Source organism: Verrucosispora sp. WMMC514, from assembly GCF_027497295.1.
Lineage (GTDB): Bacteria > Actinomycetota > Actinomycetes > Mycobacteriales > Micromonosporaceae > Micromonospora > Micromonospora palythoicola.
The window spans coordinates 3,198,235-3,217,615 of record NZ_CP114906.1; the positions used below are offsets into that span (position 1 = coordinate 3,198,235).

Genomic DNA, 19,381 nt, shown 5'->3' on the forward strand with positions numbered 1-19,381 from the left:
TCAAAACGGCTCTTTGGGTTTCGCCGGCTACATTCGGTGAAATAGATGAGGAAACACTATCGAAAGGATAAATCATGACAACGATCACGCAGGATCTGGAGAAGGAACTCTTCGCCCTGGAGCAGGAGGGGTGGCGGGCCATCTCGTCGGCCAACGGCGACTTCTACCGCCAACTGGTCACCGCGCAGACCCTCGTGGTGGAGCACGACGGGATCTCCACCGGTGACGACCTGGTCGCCGAGATCGACGGGAACACCTCGCCGTTCACCGGCTTCACCCTCGACGAGCAGCGGATCGTGCCGGTCAGTGACGACACCGCCGTGATCACCTATCGGGCGATCGCCGAGGTGAGCGGCCGAGGCACCTTCCGGCTCTACATGTCCAGCCTCTGGCAGCGCCAGGCGGACGGCTGGAAGCTGCTGTTCCACCAGCAGACGCCGATGTCCAACCAGGAGAGCTGAGACCAACGACGGTGCCGGCCCTCGCGCTGGCCGGCGGCCCCGGAGAGGACGAAGCGGTGACACAACCCGGCATCGAGGTCGAACACCTCCGCAAGGAGTTCGGCGACAAGGTCGCCGTGGCGGACATCTCCTTCACGGTGCCCGGCGGAACCCTGCTCGGCCTGCTCGGCTCGAACGGAGCCGGCAAGACCACGGTCATCAACTGCCTCACCACACTCGTCGAGCCGGACGGCGGCCGGGCGGCCGTCGCCGGCCACGACGTGGTGGCAGAGCCCCGGCAGGTCCGCGAGTCGATCGCCCTGACCGGCCAGTTCGCCGCCCTCGACGAGGTGCTGACCGGACGGGAGAACCTCGTCCTGTTCGGTCGCCTGCTCCGGCTCGGCCGAACCCGGGCCCGCCAGCGCGCCGAGGAACTCCTCGACCGGTTCCGCCTCACCGAGGCGGCCGACAAGCCGGTCAAGAGCTACTCGGGAGGGATGCGCCGTCGCCTGGACCTGGCCGCCAGCCTGGTGGTCGAGCGGCCGGTGCTCTTCCTCGACGAGCCCACCACCGGGCTCGACCCGCGCAGCCGGGAGGAGATGTGGCAGCTCATCCGCCAGCTCCGTGACGGCGGCAGCACCGTCCTGCTGACCTCTCAGTACCTCGAAGAGATCGACCGCCTGGCCGATCGGGTCGTGGTGCTCGACGACGGGAAGGTGATCGCCGAGGGGACCACCGACGAACTCAAGGAGCGGGTCGGCGGCCAGGTGTGCGAGATCGAGGTGCCGGTTCCTGAGAAGGAGGCTGCCGCCGCCGCACTCCGTTCCGGCCTGGGCGAGGTCGCCGAGCGCGACGGCGCGCTCGTCGTGCCGGCGCCTCGTGCCCGGACGCTCGCCGACGTGGTCCGGCTGCTGGAGGAGGCGGGCATCGAGGCCGAGAACGTGGCCCTGCGCAAACCCACGATGGACGAGGTCTTCTTCGCCTTCACCTCGGACGGGACGCAGCGGCCGAGCGCGGAGAGGTCCGGGGTATGACGGCGGCGACCGGCACCGAGCACGGCATCGGAAACCTGGTCGCCCAGGGCTCCGCACTCGCCGGCCGGAACCTGCGGCAGCGGGCCAACGCCGAGATGCTCGTCGTGTTCGGCGTGTTCCCGGTGATCTTCGTCTTCGGGTTCCTGCTGCTCTTCGGCCGGCTCTTCGCCGAGCGTGGGCTGGACTACGCCCAGTTCCTGCCGCCGGCGATCGTCGCGCAGTGGATGTTCACGGTGGCGAACACGTCGGGTGCCGCCTCCGCCGCCGACCGGGCCTCGGGGATGCTCACCCGCTGCCTGTCGATGCCGGTCAACCGGGCGGCGGTGGTGGTCGGCCGGCTCGCCTCGGACGCGGTCTGGGCGGTGCTCGCGGTGGTGGTGATCAGTGCCACCGGGTACGTCGCGGGGTTCCGGTTCCAGGGTGGAGCCTTGGCCGTACTCGGCTTCGTGCTGCTCGCGGTGGCGTTCGCGTTGACCTTGACCGCGGCGACGACCGCGGTGGGCCTCTCCTCGACCGATCCGGAGGCGGTGGCGGCGACGCTGAACCTGCCGTACCTGGCCCTGATCATGCTCTCCACCGCGTTCGTGCCGGCCGACGCCTTCCCCGGTTGGCTGGAGCCGGTGATCAGGTACTCCCCGGTCTCGGTGGTCATCGAGGCCCTGCGGTCGCTCGCCTCGGCGACGCCGTCCTGGGGCCAGATCTGGCCGGCGGTCGCCTGGCTGGCGGGACTGCTGGTGATCTTCTCGTGGGCCGCCGCGCGTGCATTCAGGAGGGCTCGATGAGTGTCGGGTACGAAGCGTCGGTCCTGGCCGGTCGGAACCTGCGCCGGTTCCTGCGCAGCCCACGGCTGCTCGGTGACGCCATCACCTTTCCGCTGATCCTGCTGGTGTTGCTGCTGGTGATGTTCGGCGAGGTGGTCGGTGGGGCGACCGACGAGCCGTACATCGCGCGGCTGGCCCCGGGGATCGTGCTGTTCAGCGTCGCCTACAGCTGCGTGGGCACGGCCGTCGGTTTCCACGCCGACGTGCACGGCGGATTCCAGGGGCGGCTGCGGACCATGCCGATCGCTCGGATGTCCCCACTGCTCGGCCGGATGGCCGGCGACGTGGTCAAGTTCGTGCTGGTCACCGTGGTGACCGTCGCGGCGGGCTACCTCCTCGGGTTCCGGTTCGAGCAGGGCGTCGCGGCGGCGGTCGGCTTCCTGCTGGTGGTGCTGCTGTTCGCGCTGATCTTTCTCTGGTTGGCGCTGGTGGTGGCCCTGACCGCCCGCAGCGCGGAGGCGGCGGCGAGTGCCCTGAACGCGCCGGTCACCCTGCTCCTGCTGGTCTCCACCTGTCTGGTGCCGTTGTCGGCGTTCCCGGGGTGGGCCCAGCCGGTGATCCGGGCCAATCCGTTGAGCTGCGCGCACGCCGCGTTGGTCGGTCTCTCCTCGGGAGGGCCGGTCCTGGTGCCGGTGCTGCAGACCCTGGCCTGGGTGCTCGGCGCCACGCTGCTGCTGGGTCCGTTGGCGCTGCGGCTCAGCCGGCGATGACCGCCGACCGCGCCGAGCCACCCGTGTGGACGGGTGGCTCAGCGCCGGCGGTCTCACGAGCGGAGCAGCTCGATCAGCTCGTACCGCAGCTCGCCGTCCGGGTACTCGCCGACGGCACACCGGCGGGTCACCGGCCGCCAGCCGTGTTCGGCGGCGATTCGGCCGAGCATCGCCGGATCACCCAGGTCGGCGAAGCCGAGCAGGACCCGCCCGCCGGGTGCCAGATGCCGCCCGACGGTACCCAGAAACGCCGTGTGGGCCGCGTACCCCGGGTCGAAGAAGGCCCGGTCCAGCAGGTCGTCCGGCGATCCGCCGGGGGAGGTACCGACGAAGTTGGAGTTCCAGAAGATCAGGTCGAAGCGTTCGTCCTCGGTCAGCGGCTGGAACATGTCGCCGCACCGCGCGGTCACCCGGTCGGCGACGCCGTGTCGCTCGGCGTTGCGCCGGGTGTTCTCCACGGCCGCGGCACTGATGTCGAGCGCGGTGACCGCCGCGCAGCCGCGCTGCGCGGCGATGACGGAGAGATAGCCGGTACCGCAGCCCATCTCACAGAACGATCCGCCGATGGGATAGCTGAGCCATTCGGCGTACAGGGCGGCGGAGGGGGTCAGGTGTGGCGCGTAGACCCCGGGAAGGAGATCCCATTCCTGCCCCAGCAGTTCGAAGGTCTGGGGCTCGACGATGTCCTGATGCCGGTCCCGCAGGCGCAGGACCAGGTCTTGATTCCGGGAATCCAAGTATCTGCCCCCTTTCCGGTACCGGGAGCATAAACACAGGAGGACGGTACGGTGCGAGTCGAACGGCGAGTACCCAGGCAACAGGCGGACAATCCCCAGTGGATCGGAATCGACCCGCTGCGACGGTTCCAGGACTGGCGCGCGGATTGGGTTGCCCGATGTCCCGCCGACCCGGCAGCCGTGGTGCTGGCCACGGTCGGGCCGGACGGACGCCCCACCGCGCGGTACGTCGACCTGGCCCGGGTCGACACCGGCTTCGTCTTCTTCACCAGCTACCGCAGCCGCAAGGCGACCGATCTCGCCGTCCACCCGTACGCCGAACTCTGCTTCGGCTGGTTGGAGACGTCCCGGCAGGTCCGGGTCAACGGGCCGGTGGAGCGGCTGGACCCGCTGGCCAGCGACGAGTACTACAGCCGGCTGCCCCGACCGGTGCAGCTGCTGGCCTGGTCGACCGACCAACGGTCGGTGCTCGACGAGCCGTTGACCGACCGGATCGTGGCCACCGAGCGGCGCTTCGCGGGACAGGAGATACCTAGGCCTACGCAGTGGGGCGGGCTACGACTGCTACCGGAGCAGATCGAGTTCTGGCAGGGAGGCCCGGCCGGTGCCCCGGAACGGCTGCGGTACCGGCGCACCGGGGACGGCTGGGCCGGCGAACGGATCGCGCCGTGACCGGATCCCTCGTCGAGCCGGAGGCGTTGCAACAGCCGCAGTGGCCGGATCCGGCGGCGGTGGCAGGCGTCCGGGAGATCCTCGCCAGCCGGTCCGGCCTGGTCACCGAAGCCGAGTGCGAGCTCCTCGCCGGCCGGCTCGACCGGGCGGCCCGGGGCGAGGCGATGGTGTTGCAGGCCGGCGACTGCGCGGAGCGGTTCACCGAGGCCGCCCCGGAGCCGGTCGCCGCCCGGCTGACCCAGTTGACCAGTCTCGCCGCGCTGCTGCACCGAGGCTCCGGGTTGCCGGTGGTGGCGGTCGGGCGGATCGCCGGTCAGTACGCGAAACCGCGTTCGTCGGCGTGGGAGCGGCTGCCCGACGGTACGGTGCTGCCCGCGTACCGGGGGGATCTGGTCAACCGGCCGGAGGCGACCCGGGTGGCCCGTACCCCGGACCCGAACCGGATGCTGACCGGGTACGACTGCGCTGCCGTCGTGCTGCGCCAGCTCCGGCGACGGGCCGTGCCCGACCTGGAGTGGCCGGACCCGGCCGGTGCCGTGGGTCAGGTGCCCGCCCCGGTCTTCACCTCGCACGAAGCGCTGCTGCGCGACTACGAGACCGCGCTGGAGCGACCCGGAAGGGCCGGTCGGTACGCCTCCTCCGGGCATCTGCTGTGGATCGGCGACCGGACCCGGGCACCGCACGGCTGGCACGTGCGCTGGGCGGCGGAGCTGAGCAACCCGGTCGGTGTCAAGATCGGACCATCCATCACCGCCGGCGAGGCGGTCCGGCTGAGCCGGGTACTGAACCCGCAGGGTCGACCCGGCAAGGTGTCGTTCATCGTCCGGCTCGGCTCACAGCGGATCCGGCGCATCCTGCCCGAGGTGGTGCTGGCGGTCCGTCGGCACGGGGTACCGGTGGTGTGGCTGTGCGATCCGATGCACGGCAACACGTACCGGCTGCGCTCCGGCGGAAAGACCCGCCCGGTGGAGGCGATCCACGACGAGGTGACCGCCTTCGTCCGGATCCTCGCCGCCCACCGGCTGCACCCGGCCGGGCTGCACCTGGAGGTGACCCCGGAGGACGTGACCGAGTGCGTCGCCGCTCCGGTCGACACGCCGGTGTCACCGGCGCGGGTCGCGCAGCCCCGGTACACAAGCGCCTGCGACCCGCGGCTCAACCGGAAACAGGCGGACGAACTCGTGGCCCATTTCGCGGGCCTGACCCGACGGAGGTGAACCAGCGATGAGCAGACGACAGCAGGGCAGCGCGGACGTCAAGACGTTCGGCGGCTTCCCGGCCGAGGCGTTCCGCTTCTACCAGGACCTGGAGAAGCACAACACCCGCGACCACTGGCACCGGCACAAGGACACGTACGACTCGTGCGTTCGTGAGCCGATGGAGGCGCTCGCCGCCGAGCTCGGCGACAAGTACGGCGCGGTCAAGGTGTGGCGACCGCAGCGCGACGTCCGGTTCGCGAAGGACAAGTCGCCGTACAAGACGTACCAGGGGTTGACCGCCGGCTCGGCCGACAGCGTCGGTTACTACCTGCAGCTCGACGCCGAAGGGCTGCGACTGGGCGGCGGCTACCACGGCCTCTCCGCCGAACAGGTCGAGCGCTACCGCGAGGCGGTTGACGACGCCCGCTCCGGCGCCGCGCTGCAACGGATCGTCGACGACCTCACCGCCGACGACTGGGACCTGATCGGGGAACGGCTCAAGACCAGACCGCGCGGCTGTCCGGCCGATCATCCGCGGGTGGAGCTGCTGCGGTACCGGTCGCTGGCCGCCGACCGGGTGCACCGGGTGTCCGACGGGATCGACGGCGAGGCGGCGGTACGCCTCGTCCGGGACGGCTGGGACGCGCTCGGACCGCTTGTCGACTGGCTGGACCGGCACGTCTCCACGACCGGAGGGAGCTGAACATGCTGGCCGGGTGCGTACCCTGGCCGCCGGAATTGGCCCGGCGGTACACCGAGCGGGGCTACTGGCGGCCGGAGCCGCTCGGCACCCGGCTGCGGACCCTGGCCAGGGCCGACGCCGACCGGGTCGCACTTGTCGAGCCGGCCCGCCGGATGACCTACGGGGAGCTGGACCGGCGTGCCGACCGGTTGGCCGCGGGCCTGCGCCGGGCCGGCCTGTCCCCCGGGGACCGGGTCGTGGTCCAACTGCCCAACGTGATCGAGTTCGTGACGCTGTGCCATGCCCTGTTCCGGCTCGGCGCGCTGCCGGTCTTCGCGCTGCCCGCCCACCGGGAGAGCGAACTCGCCCACCTCTGCGCCATGAGTGACGCGACCGCGCTGGTGATTCCGGACAGCTACCTCGGCTTCGACCACCGCGAACTCGCCCGTCGGGTGGCCGGGCCGGAGCACGTCTTCGTCGTGGGTGAGCCGGCGGAGTTCGTGGCCCTCGACACGGTGGACGCCGAGCCCGAGCCGCTGCCCGCCCCCGACCCGGCGGACGTGGCGCTGTTCCTGCTCTCCGGCGGGACGACCGGACTGCCGAAGCTGATTCCCCGAACCCACCAGGACTACGGCTACAACGTTCGGATCAGCGCCGAGAACGCCGGCCTGACCGCCGCCGACAGCTATCTGGCGGTGCTGCCGGTAGGGCACAACTACGCGCTGGCCTGCCCGGGCGTGCTCGGTACCCTGCACGTCGGCGGCCGGGTGGTGCTCGCTCCGTCGCCGAGCGTCGAGGACGTCTTCCCCCTGATCGAACGGGAGCGGGTGACGGTGACCGGGCTGGTCCCGCCGCTGGCCCTGCTCTGGCTGGAGATGGCCGGGGTCGCGGGGTCGGATCTGTCCAGCCTGCGGCTGGTCCAGGTGGGCGGCGCGAAGTTCGGTGCCGACGCCGCCCGACGGTTCGGCCCGGCCCTCGGTTGCGCGGTGCAGCAGTCGTTCGGCATGGCCGAAGGGCTGCTCTGCCAGACCGCCCTGGACGACCCACCGGAGACCGTGGCCACCACCCAGGGCCGGCCGCTCTCTCCCGACGACGAGATCCGGGTCGTCGACGCCAGCGGTGCCGTGGTGCCCGACGGCGAGGTGGGGGAGCTGCTCACCCGTGGGCCGTACACCCCGCGCGGCTACTACCAGGCGGAGGAACACAACGCCACCGCCTTCACCGCCGACGGGTTCTTCCGCACCGGCGACCTGGTCCGGCTGCTGCCCAGCGGGCACCTGGTGGTGGAGGGCCGGGTGAAGGACCAGATCAACCGGGGTGGCGACAAGGTGGCCGCGGACGAGGTGGAGGACCATCTGCTGGCTCATCCGGCCGTACGGGAGTGCGCCGTGGTCGCCATGCCGGACCCGCTGATCGGCGAACGGACCTGCGCATTCGTGGTGCCCGGACCGCGTGGTGCGGCGCCACGGCTGGCCGAGATGGTGGCGTTCCTGCGGGACCGAGGGCTTGCGGCGTACAAGCTGCCGGACCGGTTGGAGCTGGTCGAGTCGTTTCCGCGTACCGCGGTGGGCAAGGTGGACAAACGGCGGCTGCGGGAGCGGATCCGCGAACTCACCGGCGCGCAGCCCGGCTCCACCAGCGCGGAGGGTGGCCGATGATCGTGGTAGGCGCCGGTCCGACCGGCCTCACGGCCGCCCTGGCGCTGCGGGCGGCGGGTCTGCCGGCCACGGTGCTGGAAGCGGAGCCGGCGGACCGTGCCCGCCCGGGCAGCCGGGCCCTGTTCGTACACAATCGGACGTTGCGGCTGCTCGCCGGGCTCAACCCGGACCTCGCCGAGGAGATCGCCCAGCGGGCCGTGGTCTGGCCGACCCGCGAGACGTACTACCGGGGGCGGTTGGTCTACTCCCGTAGCTATCCGCCGCACTCCGGCGGGCTGCCCCCGTTCGCCAGTCTGCGTCAGGTGGAGACGGAACGCCTGCTCCTGGCAGCCTGCGAGCGAGCCGGGGTCCAGTTCGAGTGGGGCACCGGGGTGACCACGGTCTCGACCGGGCCGCAGGCGGTCACGCTGGAAACCGGGGACGGTCGGCGGTGGAGCAGCGGGTACGTCGTCGCCGCCGACGGTGCCCGCTCGGCGGTCCGCCGCTCGCTCGGCGTGCGGCTGCACGGCCCCCGACCGCGCGGCTTCCACGTCGTCGTCGACCTGGCCGAAGATCCGAATCGGCCAATGCCGCCGCGCCGGATCTTCCGCTACGAACATCCGGCCCTCGACGGTCGTACCGTGCTTCAGGTGCCCTTCGCCGGCGGCTGGCAGATCGACCTCCAGTGCCGCGACACCGATGCCCCGGAGACCTTCGACAGCGTCGAGGCGGCGCGGCGCTGGCTGCCCGCCGTGGTGCCGAAGCGATATCGGGACCGGATCCTGTGGGTCGCCCGGTACCACTTCCACCAGGTGGTGGCCGACCGGCTCACCGACGAGCACCATCGGGTGCTGCTCGCGGGGGAGGCGGCGCACCTGTTCCCACCCTTCGGCGCCCGGGGGATGAACAGCGGGATAGCCGACGCCGTCGCCGCGGCCGAGGCGATCGCGGCGGCGGACGCCGATCCGACGGCGGTGCCCAGGTACGCCGCGCGGCGGCACGCGGCGGCCCGCTACAACCGGGACGCGGCTGGGGCCGCGCTGCGTCACCTGCGGCCGGGGCGGGCGATGCGGATCCGGCAGCGCTGCTGCGCCACCCTGGCGCCGGTGGTTCCGGCGCTCGGCCGGTGGCTGGAGACGGCGCCCTACGGACCTCGTCAGGGCCCGTCCGCCGACAGCAAGTACTGACCTGCCGGGCGTGGACCGTCGTCACCCCATCCCTTTCCGGTCACCGGAGGTGGCGGCTTCTCGGCAAGCTCGGTGCGGCGGACGTGCCGAAGATTGAACGGGACCGGCTTATCGTGCTCTTCCGTCTCGTGGCCAGCCACCACGCGACGCCCCGGCAGGAGACGCCCGGCATCCACCCGCGTCGTCAGAGATGGTGGTGTCATCGCGATATCATGGCGGACGGCAGCGCGCCTGCCTGCGCCCGACGTGACAGCCCACGCCTGGTTGCGTCCTGGGGCCAAGAGTCTCCGACTCCGCGCGGTTGGGTCGAGATCCCGGCGTGCCTGCCACGCCGACCGTCTGGTGAAGGGCGTGGGACTGCACCGGAGGCGCCATGTCTGATCAGAACCCGCGGTTCATGCCACGGCCGGGGCGCGCCCGCAAGCGGGCGATCCGGGAACAGGCCGCCCGGACCGGAGTCGCCTACTCGGTGGCTGCCCGGCAGCTTGAGGCGGTCGGTCTCCAGCCCGGCGAGACTCTCTCCAGCTATGGACGCACGATCTATCCGACCGGCTTCGACTCACACCGCCAATTGCTGATCGAACGCCGCGAACGGCGGTCCTTCGAAGAGCGGGTCGCGGATACCCGGCGGGCCGGGAGGCTCCCCGACGGCCGGGCCCAACACCTCGTCGAGCGTTTTCCGCCCACCCGGGGGCCCAACGGGACCGGGGTGGGCCCGCTCTACCACGGTGAAGGACGCCAAGAACTGCTCGCGATGTTGTACATCGTCGTCGCGGCCGAGTCACCGGGGCTGCTGCCCGAGGTGGGTGACCTGGCCTGGATCTCGGAGATGGGGGAGGAGACCGCGCTCGATATGGCCTGTGCGGAGTTGGACCGTGAAGCCCGCCGGCTGCTCGACCGGGAGCCGGTCGTGCTGTGGCCGGCGATCGAGAAGGCGCTGGCCGCCGCCGAGCACAGCACCGACTGGCAGTTCCGCCGAGAGGCGATCCGGCATGCCGCGCTTCTCCGCACCATGGTGACCCCGCGCGAGGGCTACGCGGGAGAGCTGTACGTGGACGGGCTGCCCATCCTGGGTGTCCGGCAGATCCTGGACGCTCTGCTCATCGTCGCCGACGACGGTCACGCCCCGGGCACCCGGGCCCGCCTGCTCCGTGACCTCCACCAGGGGCGGACGGCCACCATCGTGGGTGCTCTGTGGGGACCGTCAGGTCCGCCGGTGGGCTACGACGTCTGGGTCGACGAAACGAAGACGTCGATGTCGGCGCGTTCCGACGAACTGGTCGTGCTTGCCGACCAGGAATTGTTCCCGCGCTGACCGGGCCCCTCTCATTTCTGCCGGGCCGTACGCCGGGGCCGACCCGTCTGGGTCGGCCCCGGCGGCGTCACTGGTCAGGCCCGCTCGGACAGGGGTGTCGGTGTCCTGACCCGACGCTCTGGCGGCCTGGACCGCGTAGCCGCCGGCCAGCGCGAAGGAAGCTGCACGAATACGGTGCCTGGAACGGCATCGAGCCCGTCATCGAAACCAGACCGCTCGGAGGGTGGCATGTACGAGTTCCACGGATGGTTTCGCCTCTCGCAGACCACCGAGGAATCAGACGTCGGCCAACTCCACGCCATCATCGATGAGCTGAACGAGATGATAGCCGGGTTGGACTTCCCGACGAACGTCTCGGCGGAGGTGACGGTACTCAACGGGGAGTACCACCTGCTCCTGCACGGAGTGGCGAACCGACGTCGGGATGAGGCGGCAGGGATGCGCCAGGTGCTCAAATTTGTGGCACGAAGGCTACCGGGCTCCTATGGCCTCCTCTACGAAAAAGACGAGGAAATGCCTGTTCCTCCCGGACCGAACGCGTTCCTGGTCCACGTCATGGCGCGGAGTGACATCACCGAACGCCTCGACCCGTTTCTGTCACCGCTGCACCCCGTCGTGGAGGACTGATTCCGCTTGCAGGAACTGCTCACCGGGACCAGCCCTCCCCTGGAGCGGGCAGTGGACCTGAACCGGAAGCGCCGACCTCATCGCCGAGCAGCTCGACCAGCACCCCTTGGCGCCGATCATCGGGAGCATGCCCGGCATGGGTAACCTGCTCACCGCCGAACTGCTCGTCCACACCGCCGGCATGACCGAGTACGACAGCCCCGCCAAAGTCGCCGCTCATGCAGGTTTGGCACCTGTTCCCGCGACTCGCGAATGGTCTCCGGGAAGACACGCGCCGAAGGAAAGAACCACCGGCAAGCCATTCTCGCCCGGCGACGCCTCGACGTCCTCTGGGCGCTCGTCCGGGTCGGCAGAACCTTCACCCGACCGGCACCAGCGATCCGCGCGGCAGCCTGAACCGGATCGCTCCCTGCCGACGCAACCCCGTCGCGCCGGCCGATTCACCCTGCCCTCCAAGATCACCCCGGAGTGACACGGAGACTCCGGGTTTGGTCCTGGGCTGGGCGAACACGGGTCAGGGGAGCGTGGGTCGTCGCGGGCCACGCCCTGCCACCCCAGGTGAACCCCAGGTCGGTAGACTGTGCCCTCGCGCCCTCGTAGCTCAGGGGATAGAGCATCGGTTTCCTAATACGGCAGCCGCCGTTCGGGATCATGGCTGGAGTTCGAGGTTGAGGCGTCGGGTGTAGTGGGCTTGGCGGGCTCGGGCTTGATGGCGGCGGCGCCAGTCTGACCAGCGCAGACGGTGGGCGAGGTCGCGGATCGGGCGGAGTACGAGGGTGTTGATCAGCCGGCGGGTCTCGTTGACGGTCAGCTTGATCAGACCGGTGTCGGTGGAATCATCGTCGGCTTCGGCGGCGCAGATCGCCAAGACGGCGAGGGCGGCCAGGGCGAGGGTGGTGAAGCGGTGCCAGGAGTCCCAGCGGCGGACTTGGTGTTGGTCGAGGCCGACCTGGCCCTTGGCGGCTTGGAAGCTTTCCTCGACCGTCCAGCGGATGCCGGCGACCCTCACGAGCTGGGCGAGGGTGGCCGGTCTGGGTGTCCAGCAGCGGTAGAAGGCCAGTTCACCGGTGGTGGTGTTGCGGCGGATCAGGAGGCTGTGGTGGCCGCCGTCGTCGGGGTCGGCGTCGGTGCAGACGTCGTCGAGCCAGGCCCAGTCGTAGAAACGCGGGCCCTTGGATCCGGCGCCAGCGCTGCGGCGCTGCCACGCCGAGGCCGGCAGGCCGGCGGCGACCCGGTCAGCCCGCAGGCGGGTCTTGCCGCCGTCGAGGGGGACGAGGTGGCTGCGGGACACGGCCAGGACGTAGCCCAGGTGGTGTTCACGCAGGCGAGCACGGAAGACACTGCTGTTGCCGTAGGCCTCGTCCGCAGCCGCCCACCCAGCGGGGACGCCGGCGTCGAGGGCAGCGGTGATCATGTCGGCGGCCAGCTCGGACTTCGTGGCGAAGACGACCTCGTCGGGAACTCCGGCGGCCTGGCATCTGTCCCGGTCATCGGTCCACGACACCGGCAGGTAGACCCGGCGGTCGATCAGTGTGTGCCCATGCCGGCTGGCGTAGCCACAGAACACCCCTACCTGCGCGTTCTCGATCCGGCCGGCGGTGCCGGTGTACTGGCGTTGCACCCCAACCGTATGCGTGCCCTTCTTCAGATCCCCGGTCTCGTCAACGACCAGCACCGCGTCCGAGTCACCGAACCGGGCCACGACCACGTCACGCAGATCGTCGCGGACGGCGTCGGCATCCCACACCGCCCGATACAACAACCTCTGCATCGCATCCGGCCGCGCATGCCCGGCCTGCTCCGCCAACTGCCAGCACGTCTTGACCTCGATATCCGCCAGCAGCCCGGTCACGAACGCCGCCGCAGCCCGCCGCGGCTCGACCCGCCCGAACCGACCCGCGAACGCATCAGACACCCCGGCCAGAACCCGCCGCCACCGGGCAGGGTTTACGCTGTGGCACGCGGCCACCGCCAGATCTGAAGTTATGTCCACAGCAGACAGACGATCACGCGGTGGCCGCACCTCGTCTACCCGGCCCCACCAGCGACATCTCAAACGGCGGCTGCCGTACTAACCCGACGGTCCAGCGGTGGTCGCAGGCTGATGATCTGTGGCTTTCCTGCCGTCCCCGGCTACGTGCTGGTCGCTTCGCGGGCTCGCTGCGATCGCTTGCCGAAGATCAGCTGGGACGTTGTGGGTACCGCGGGTGCAGGCTCAACGTTGCCGTGAGTCTCGACGGTCAGGCCGTCGTTCCGGTAGGCGTTTACGACGGCGGCGACCGCGGCGGTGAACTCGTTGCGGCGGTCCCAGGCGGTGAACAGGTCGACGTCCTCGCTGGGCCGCTCCAGGAGTCCGGCGGCCTGGACCGCGTAGCCGCCGGCCAGAGCGAAGCCGTATCGTTCGGCCGCCGCGAGTCCGGTACGGGCGAGGCGTTCGTGGAAGGGGTCCACCGCTACGCCACCTCGCTACGGGTTGCGGCGAGTTCGGGGAAGGCTTCCTCCCAGCGCTGGCGGAGCTGGGGTGGCAGCCAGAGGGTGGGCCAGAGCCGCCGGAGGAGGTCGGCGTCGAGCCAGGTGTGCAGATCCTCGACGCTACTGGCTTCGGTGAGTACCACCTTGTACATGCTGGCCAGGCGTGCGGTCCGGTTCAGGTCGTACTCGGCGTGTCCGGACCAGTCGAGGTGACGCGGGAGTGTCACCGTGCCGTCGGTTGGGCCGCGCAGCGCGGCGAGGGTTTCGGCCACGACGTAGGGCTTGCGGTCACCGTAGGGCCGGTAGTCCGCCGGCGGCTAGGGTGCCGTCCTGCGCCGGCTGAGGTTTGTCGCCCGTCGGACGTCCGGTCGGAGCGCCTGACGGATCGTCTCCCGGCTGTACCCGGTGACCCGCTGCAGATCCACCGGCCGCCAGCCGGCGGCGTGGAACGCCCGTAGCTGCTCGTCCCGCTCGGTCAACGCCTGTGCCCGCGTCGCCTCGTACCTGGAGACAACCGCCTGCAGCTCATCCTCGGAGAACCGACCCATGCTCGTCAGCCTACTACGCTAGGCCAAGCATGCTTGGCCTAGCGTACCCCTTGTTGTCGGTGTCATGAACCTGAGCCGGCTGTGGCGAGCATGCTGCACTGGGCTAGTTCAGATGTAGTGCTACCGGAAGTGGAACCTGACGGGCGCAACGGTCATAGGAGAGTGTGAGCGAGACGGCGGACATGATCCGGGCCGACGACGGCGAGCTGTGGCAGAGAGCGCGCCAGGGGGAGGCCGAGTGCTTCGGTGTGCTCTTTGACCGGCACGGCGGGGCCATCCGGGCATTCTGTGCCCGCCGGACCGGCTCGATCGACGCCGCCGATGATCTGGTCTCCATCGTGTTCCTGGAGGCGTGGCGTCGGCGGGGTGAGGTCGAGCTGGTCGATGGCAACGCGCTGCCGTGGTTGTACGGGATCGCTCGCCGAACGATTCAGCATCGCTGGCGGACCGCGGTGCGGCATCGACGGGCGCTGGAACGGCTGGCACCCGCTTCGGCCACGCCCGACCACGCCGAGGAGGTCGCCGGCCGGCTCGACGACGAGCGACACCTGACCCGGTTGCGGGCGGCTCTCGAGCGACTCAGGCCGCCCGACCGCGACGTGTTGCTGCTCTGTGTCTGGCAGGGCCTCACATATGCCGAGGCGGCAGTGGCGCTCGGCGTACCGGTGGGCACCGTCCGATCACGGTTGTCGCGGGCCCGGTCCCGGCTCGACGCCGAGACAGAATCATTAACCATCGTCGATCCCGCGACCTGCCCAGTCGACACCCCCACACAGCGACAGGAGATGTCATGACTGAGCTGCGATCCCGCCTGGACCCACAGCGCCACACCGACGTTCGGCGAATGCTGGTTGCTCAGGCCTCGCGTGGCGCTGCCCCGATCCGGAACCGGCGTATCGCCATAGCCGGTGGCCTCACTGTCCTGACCGCGGCAGTCGGCTTCATCGCGCTCGCGGTCGACCCCGAGCAACCGCAGCAGAATTATGCCGCTTGGACGCCCGTCCCGCAGGCCGCTCCACCACTGACCGCTTCGGATGAAGACGTTGAGCGCTGGGCTTCGAAATGCAGCGACCTCGGCGTCGGCGGGGTGGGCGTCGGAGGTGTCCCGGCGCGCCGCGAGGCGGCGGACCGACGGGAGGTGCTGGTCGATCGACGCGGCGGCTTCACCTTCTGCGTCGATGTCTCGATGGGCAGCGGCACCTCCAGGGACCCCTTGATCGCCCTGTCCGGCCTGAAGGCCGACGGGCGCAATGGGCTTAACCTCATGGCGGCCACCGTCTCCGACAAACCGTTCACCAAGCCGCAAGACAGTGCCGTGCTGGTGCTCGGCGGCGTTTTGCAGCAGCCGCCAGAGGGCGGCATTCAAGCCTTCCAGATGTTTGGCCTGAGCGGTGCCGCGGTGACTGGCGTCGACGTAGTACTGGCGAATGGACTTCGAGTGAGCGCCACGCTGAGGAACGGCATCTGGGGTGTGTGGTGGCCCAGCGATCGTGGCGAACTCGCCGGCAGCAAGCTGCAGGTGCGCACTGCCACCGGCGTCACGCTCGTCGACCCGTCAACCGTCCGGCTACCGATCCAATAACCAGAGGTTCGCGAACCTTTGGGTCGGCTCGGTCCTGGTTTGATCGTCACTCGCGGACCAGTCCTGGTGGCAGCGCGTCCTCGTCGGGTCGGACCTGGCGGGCGTTGGCCACCGGGTCGCGCTCCAGGGTGTGGATCAGTGGTGCCGGCCCGCCGATGCAGGTCCAGGTGTCGTCCCAGAGCGCGGAGACAAGCCATGACCGGTCGGCGGGAAAGAACAGATCGGGTAGCGTGCCGCGGCCGTGGCGCATGTGCCCACCGGTGCGCCAGGTGAGGGCCTGCTCGGGACCGGCCTCGACCAGCACGTACGGCCAGTCCCAGTAGAGGAACACCCTCGGGGCCTGAGGGAAGACGACGTCGTGGGCGCCGGTGTCGAGGTAGGCCAGCCACCACGGCTGGTCCGGAGTGTGCGTGATGAGGTCCTCGACCAGGGCCTGCTCGTAGGTGGCGGCGGTGACCTCGTCGGCCTGGTACGTGGTGGCGTAGGCGTCGAAGACCGGTGGGATGGCGGTGGTGATCGAGACGCCGGCAGTGGTGTGACCGGCGATCCAACTCACGTCGGCGGCGGTGCCGACGCGCCAACTCCGCCCGTGCTTGCTGACCTGCACACCGCCATTCAAGCCGCTGCAGCGTCGGTTGGCCAGGAGCCAGACCGGTGGCGTCCGGCGACCAGCCGTCATGGGCCGCCATGCCATACGCCTGCCCGGGCTCGATGGAGCGCTGATGCTGTCAGGTCAGTCTGCTGTCGAGGCGGAAACCTGCCATATGGTGCTGACCGGCATGGCACGGAGTCTGTCGCCGAATGGCAGCGTGGCGGTTCCGGTATAGAGGACGATGCCGGCGACGAAGTCATTGCCGAGGCGGTCGGCCAGTCGGCGTAGGCCGCGGAAGTCGTCGGGTCCGACGGTGGTGGCTGCTTTGACTTCGATCCCGACGACCTGACCGGCTCTGTTTTCGAGTACCGCGTCGACTTCGTACCTGCTCTGGTCACGGTAGTGGGACAGGTCGACGAACTGCTCGGACCAGGTGAGTTGCCGGGACAGCTCGGAAAGGACAAATGATTCGAGCAGCGGGCCGAACGGTGCGCCCGGCCGGAGCAGTGCCCGGGCGTCGGTCGCGATCTCGTTGGCGGCGATGCCCGAGTCGACGAAGATCAGTTTCGACGCGGAGGTGGCCCGGGTGCCCAGGTTGCGGGACCAGCCCGGGATCCGTTTGATCAGAAAGATCTCTTCCAGGGCTTGGAGGTAGCGGGCGATCGTCGGCCGGCTCAGTCCGAGGGCGGATTCGAGGGAGTTGGCGGCGATGATGGTCGCGGATCTGGCCGCGAGGAGGCGTACCAGCCTGCGTAGCTCGCCCTTGTGCTGAATGTCGGACAGCTGCCGGACATCGCGGTCGATGAGCGCCTGGACGTAGGCGTCGAGGAATCGTTGGCGGCGGCGCGGGTCGGTGCGGGTGGTGGCCTCGGGCAGGCCGCCGCGCACGATTCGGGCTGCGTAGTCGGCGCGGGTCACGTCCGACTCGTGTCGCAGGTCCGGGCCGAGCGCGAAGACGGCGTCGATGAATCCGTCCAGGGCCCCGTCGAGTTCGCCTTGGGAGAACGGCCAGAGCTCGATAGTTTCCATCCGACCGGGCAGCGCGTCCGGCGCAGCCACCATGCCGAACAGCCGAGACGATCCGGTGAGTAGGTACCGGCCAGGACGGGGATCTTCGTCGACGGCAGCCTTGATGGCCAGCAGCAGCTCCGGAGCGCGCTGGATCTCGTCGATGACCAGGAGTTCGGAGGAGTCCACGAATCCGACCGGATCGGCGATCGCCGCTGCCCGGTCCTGAGCCCGATCAAGATCGCGGCGCTCGGCCAGACGATCGCCGGCAACGAGGCGGACCAGGGTGCTCTTGCCTGCTTGGCGTGCTCCGTTGATCAAGACGACGCGGGTGTCCGCCAGGGCAGCATTGACCTGCGCGGCGGCGCGGCGGGGGATCAGGTGCGGTGTGGGCACGGGCGTCATCATAGCGGCCGCATTTTCGATCTGCGAGGACTTCGGCTTTCGATCTGCGGGCCAACGTGCGTTCGATATGCGGTCGTTTGATGTTCCATCTGCGGGCGTGCGGGCGAGCCGGTTCATGAAGGTGTCCACGGCTACCTCGTGTTGCTGCTGGGCCTGCATCCGCAGAAGATCCCTACTAGCCTGAACAACCAAGATCAGCAGAGGTGGCGCTGCGTGAACTCGCGTAGAGACTCCCTGGGCTGCTACAACAACCGTCTCGGGAAACGTGGGCCACGCCCTGCCACCCCAGGTGAACCCAGGTCGCTAGACTGTGCCCTCGCGCCCTCGTAGCTCAGGGGATAGAGCATCGGTTTCCTAAACCGTGTGTCGCAGGTTCGAATCCTGCCGGGGGCACACCAGCCAAAACACGCCTTAATGATCTAGGGAGTTGGGTGGCGTTGGGGTCACCGTGGGGTCACCGCCCCCACAAGGCCCCTGGCAAACCGCCCCTGTCGGGCGTGTCGCAGCACCCACCTAGCGCATGTTCGGCGGCCGGGCAGGGAACGGCCGCACCGTCCCACCCTCCGGCGATCCGATGAGCTGCTGGGCCCGTTCCACCGCCGCCAACGCACGCCCGTCGCCGTCCCGCAGGTCCGCCCGCATCTGCCCGATCTCCGCCAGCAGCCGCTCATACCGGTCCGCCGCGAGCTGATCCCGGACGGACTCCCGGCGGCCGGACCGCCAAGCCACCAACCACACCGCGTCGAGGGCGATACCGACCATGGTCAGGATGGATGCGAGAACAGCGTGGATGACGATGCCCGACGTCGGGGGGCCACCGGCCACGAACAGGCTATGAAGTGCAAATGCGCCCCAGCCGGCCGTCGCCGCCAGGCTGGCGACCGCCGCGGCGACGGTGAACCGGCGGGACGGCCGGCGTTCCGTGCCGAGGTGGGCGACACCGGCTTGGATGGCGTCGTCCAGTTCGGTCACGTCTGCGGTCGCGGGTGGCGGTCGCCCAGTGTTGGTTTGACGGTCACGGGTAACCCATGTTCGTTGCCCGGGAGCGGCGCGGCCCTCGAACCGGCTCACCGGCTGGTTGCTGCGCACCTCAGGGCGGCCCGCCGATACGGCTACGGCCCGGGGGTGGCGGGTGCCGGCCCTGATCGCCCAGATCGCCCAGATGGCGAGGAGTAGTGCCGCCGAGCCGGTGGCGGCCGTGTTGGCGGCGATGTGCTCGTCGAGGTAGGGGCGCAGTTCGGCGTCGTCTGCGAGAGCGGCGCGGTGGAAGGTGAGAGCGACCCAGTCTGCGGCAGCGGTGATGGCGACGGTGGCGGTGGCGATGGTGTACCAGCGGGCCGGCTCGACTGTGGGTGGCCTGCGGCGACGTCTGCGTTCGTTCGGGCGGGTAGTGGCACGGCGGACGGCGGCGAGGTCGAGCGTGGGTGCGTCGACCTGGCGATGTGGTTCGGCCATCGTCCCTCCCGTGTCGGGTCCGGTGGACGGGACTTCGTCCGGTACTCAATACGGCAGTTTCAGTTACTTAAAGAGGGTTAGCCGCAAGTTAACAGAGGATGTCGCCGAGGGTGGTGAGGACACCACTCTGCGACGAGAAGTTGCAGGTCTGCAACCATCCGCGCCGCGAAAGTCGCAGCGCGCAACGTGCGGCCGACGGGTTTCGCACCAGTCGGAGGCGAACGGGTAACCGTCTCGCTCTCACAACTATGCGACCGT

The 19,381-nt window shown here is 69.9% G+C and carries 19 protein-coding genes, 1 tRNA gene and 2 pseudogenes; 15 read left to right on the plus strand and 7 right to left on the minus strand.

Features of this window, described 5'->3' with window-relative positions; genetic code table 11:
- The first annotated feature begins 74 nt into the window (after positions 1-74).
- Genes O7597_RS14420 through O7597_RS14435 form a run of 4 tightly spaced genes read left to right on the plus strand, consistent with a single transcriptional unit; the run spans position 75 to position 3,005 of the window.
- Positions 75-461: a nuclear transport factor 2 family protein gene (locus O7597_RS14420; protein ID WP_269740109.1), complete on the plus strand. Its 387-nt coding sequence runs from the start codon at positions 75-77 to the stop codon at positions 459-461.
- Positions 462-517: 56 nt separating this feature from the next.
- Positions 518-1,474 carry an ATP-binding cassette domain-containing protein gene (locus tag O7597_RS14425; protein ID WP_281582939.1) on the plus strand — a complete coding sequence of 319 codons (957 nt, stop codon included), beginning with the start codon at positions 518-520 and terminating at the stop codon, positions 1,472-1,474.
- Positions 1,471-2,256: an ABC transporter permease gene (locus O7597_RS14430; protein ID WP_281582940.1), complete on the plus strand. Its 786-nt coding sequence runs from the start codon at positions 1,471-1,473 to the stop codon at positions 2,254-2,256. Before O7597_RS14425 ends, O7597_RS14430 begins: the two co-directional genes overlap by 4 nt.
- A complete protein-coding gene (locus O7597_RS14435; protein WP_281582941.1) occupies positions 2,253-3,005 on the plus strand; it encodes an ABC transporter permease in 753 nt (250 codons plus the stop codon). The genes O7597_RS14430 and O7597_RS14435 overlap by 4 nt, the downstream gene beginning before the upstream one ends.
- A gap of 53 nt (positions 3,006-3,058) precedes the next feature.
- Here the strand turns inward: O7597_RS14435 and O7597_RS14440 are convergent, their stop codons facing one another.
- Complete coding sequence (locus O7597_RS14440) at positions 3,059-3,742, minus strand: methyltransferase domain-containing protein (RefSeq protein ID WP_269740105.1); 684 nt, start codon at positions 3,740-3,742, stop codon at positions 3,059-3,061.
- A gap of 51 nt (positions 3,743-3,793) precedes the next feature.
- On the opposite strand from O7597_RS14440, the gene O7597_RS14445 reads away from it, so the two are divergent.
- The 8 genes from O7597_RS14445 to O7597_RS14480 all read left to right on the plus strand — a co-directional run bounded on the left by O7597_RS14445 (position 3,794) and on the right by O7597_RS14480 (position 11,533).
- Positions 3,794-4,414 carry a pyridoxal 5'-phosphate synthase gene (locus O7597_RS14445; RefSeq protein WP_281582942.1) on the plus strand — a complete coding sequence of 207 codons (621 nt, stop codon included), beginning with the start codon at positions 3,794-3,796 and terminating at the stop codon, positions 4,412-4,414.
- Positions 4,411-5,631 (plus strand): 3-deoxy-7-phosphoheptulonate synthase, encoded by a 1,221-nt coding sequence (locus O7597_RS14450; RefSeq protein WP_281582943.1) that lies wholly within the window; start codon positions 4,411-4,413, stop codon positions 5,629-5,631. Before O7597_RS14445 ends, O7597_RS14450 begins: the two co-directional genes overlap by 4 nt.
- Positions 5,632-5,638: 7 nt before the next feature.
- Positions 5,639-6,316, plus strand: coding sequence for a DUF2461 domain-containing protein (locus tag O7597_RS14455; protein WP_281582944.1), 678 nt, complete (start codon positions 5,639-5,641; stop codon positions 6,314-6,316).
- Between the two features lie 2 nt (positions 6,317-6,318).
- Positions 6,319-7,953 (plus strand): (2,3-dihydroxybenzoyl)adenylate synthase, encoded by a 1,635-nt coding sequence (locus O7597_RS14460; RefSeq protein WP_281582945.1) that lies wholly within the window; start codon positions 6,319-6,321, stop codon positions 7,951-7,953.
- The gene (locus tag O7597_RS14465) at positions 7,950-9,119 is read left to right on the plus strand and encodes an FAD-dependent oxidoreductase (RefSeq protein ID WP_281582946.1); all 1,170 of its coding nucleotides are present in this window, start codon (positions 7,950-7,952) and stop codon (positions 9,117-9,119) included. Before O7597_RS14460 ends, O7597_RS14465 begins: the two co-directional genes overlap by 4 nt.
- Before the next feature lie 373 nt (positions 9,120-9,492).
- Positions 9,493-10,434 carry a hypothetical protein gene (locus tag O7597_RS14470; protein ID WP_281582947.1) on the plus strand — a complete coding sequence of 314 codons (942 nt, stop codon included), beginning with the start codon at positions 9,493-9,495 and terminating at the stop codon, positions 10,432-10,434.
- A 228-nt stretch (positions 10,435-10,662) separates the two neighbouring features.
- Positions 10,663-11,061 (plus strand): Imm7 family immunity protein, encoded by a 399-nt coding sequence (locus tag O7597_RS14475; RefSeq protein ID WP_281582948.1) that lies wholly within the window; start codon positions 10,663-10,665, stop codon positions 11,059-11,061.
- A gap of 136 nt (positions 11,062-11,197) precedes the next feature.
- Positions 11,198-11,533, plus strand: a complete 336-nt coding sequence (locus O7597_RS14480; RefSeq protein WP_281582949.1) for a hypothetical protein — start codon at positions 11,198-11,200, stop codon at positions 11,531-11,533.
- 177 nt (positions 11,534-11,710) lie between these two features.
- On the opposite strand, the gene O7597_RS14485 is transcribed toward O7597_RS14480, so the two are convergent.
- The 3 genes and pseudogenes from O7597_RS14485 to O7597_RS31765 all read right to left on the minus strand — a co-directional run bounded on the left by O7597_RS14485 (position 11,711) and on the right by O7597_RS31765 (position 14,081).
- Entirely contained in the window at positions 11,711-12,985 is a 1,275-nt protein-coding gene (locus O7597_RS14485) for an IS701 family transposase (RefSeq protein ID WP_281583257.1), read from the minus strand.
- Between the two features lie 305 nt (positions 12,986-13,290).
- A pseudogene (locus O7597_RS14490) lies at positions 13,291-13,512 on the minus strand (nucleotidyl transferase AbiEii/AbiGii toxin family protein); the annotation flags it as partial.
- Positions 13,513-13,514: 2 nt separating this feature from the next.
- Positions 13,515-14,081: pseudogene (locus tag O7597_RS31765) on the minus strand (hypothetical protein).
- A gap of 164 nt (positions 14,082-14,245) precedes the next feature.
- Between O7597_RS31765 and O7597_RS14505 the strand changes: the two are divergent.
- Positions 14,246-14,875 (plus strand): RNA polymerase sigma factor, encoded by a 630-nt coding sequence (locus tag O7597_RS14505; protein WP_269740094.1) that lies wholly within the window; start codon positions 14,246-14,248, stop codon positions 14,873-14,875.
- Complete coding sequence (locus O7597_RS14510; RefSeq protein ID WP_269740093.1) at positions 14,872-15,663, plus strand: hypothetical protein; 792 nt, start codon at positions 14,872-14,874, stop codon at positions 15,661-15,663. Before O7597_RS14505 ends, O7597_RS14510 begins: the two co-directional genes overlap by 4 nt.
- Before the next feature lie 46 nt (positions 15,664-15,709).
- On the opposite strand, the gene O7597_RS14515 is transcribed toward O7597_RS14510, so the two are convergent.
- Both O7597_RS14515 and O7597_RS14520 read right to left on the minus strand, forming a co-directional pair.
- Positions 15,710-16,270: a hypothetical protein gene (locus tag O7597_RS14515; protein WP_269740092.1), complete on the minus strand. Its 561-nt coding sequence runs from the start codon at positions 16,268-16,270 to the stop codon at positions 15,710-15,712.
- Between the two features lie 126 nt (positions 16,271-16,396).
- On the minus strand, positions 16,397-17,668 hold the full coding sequence (locus tag O7597_RS14520; RefSeq protein WP_269742661.1) for an ATP-binding protein: 1,272 nt from the start codon (positions 17,666-17,668) through the stop codon (positions 16,397-16,399).
- 320 nt (positions 17,669-17,988) lie between these two features.
- Here O7597_RS14520 and O7597_RS14525 point away from each other — a divergent pair.
- A tRNA-Arg gene (locus O7597_RS14525) sits at positions 17,989-18,061 on the plus strand.
- A 120-nt stretch (positions 18,062-18,181) separates the two neighbouring features.
- Here O7597_RS14525 and O7597_RS14530 read toward each other — a convergent pair.
- Positions 18,182-19,123, minus strand: a complete 942-nt coding sequence (locus O7597_RS14530) for a hypothetical protein (protein ID WP_281582951.1) — start codon at positions 19,121-19,123, stop codon at positions 18,182-18,184.
- Positions 19,124-19,381: the final 258 nt, after the last annotated feature.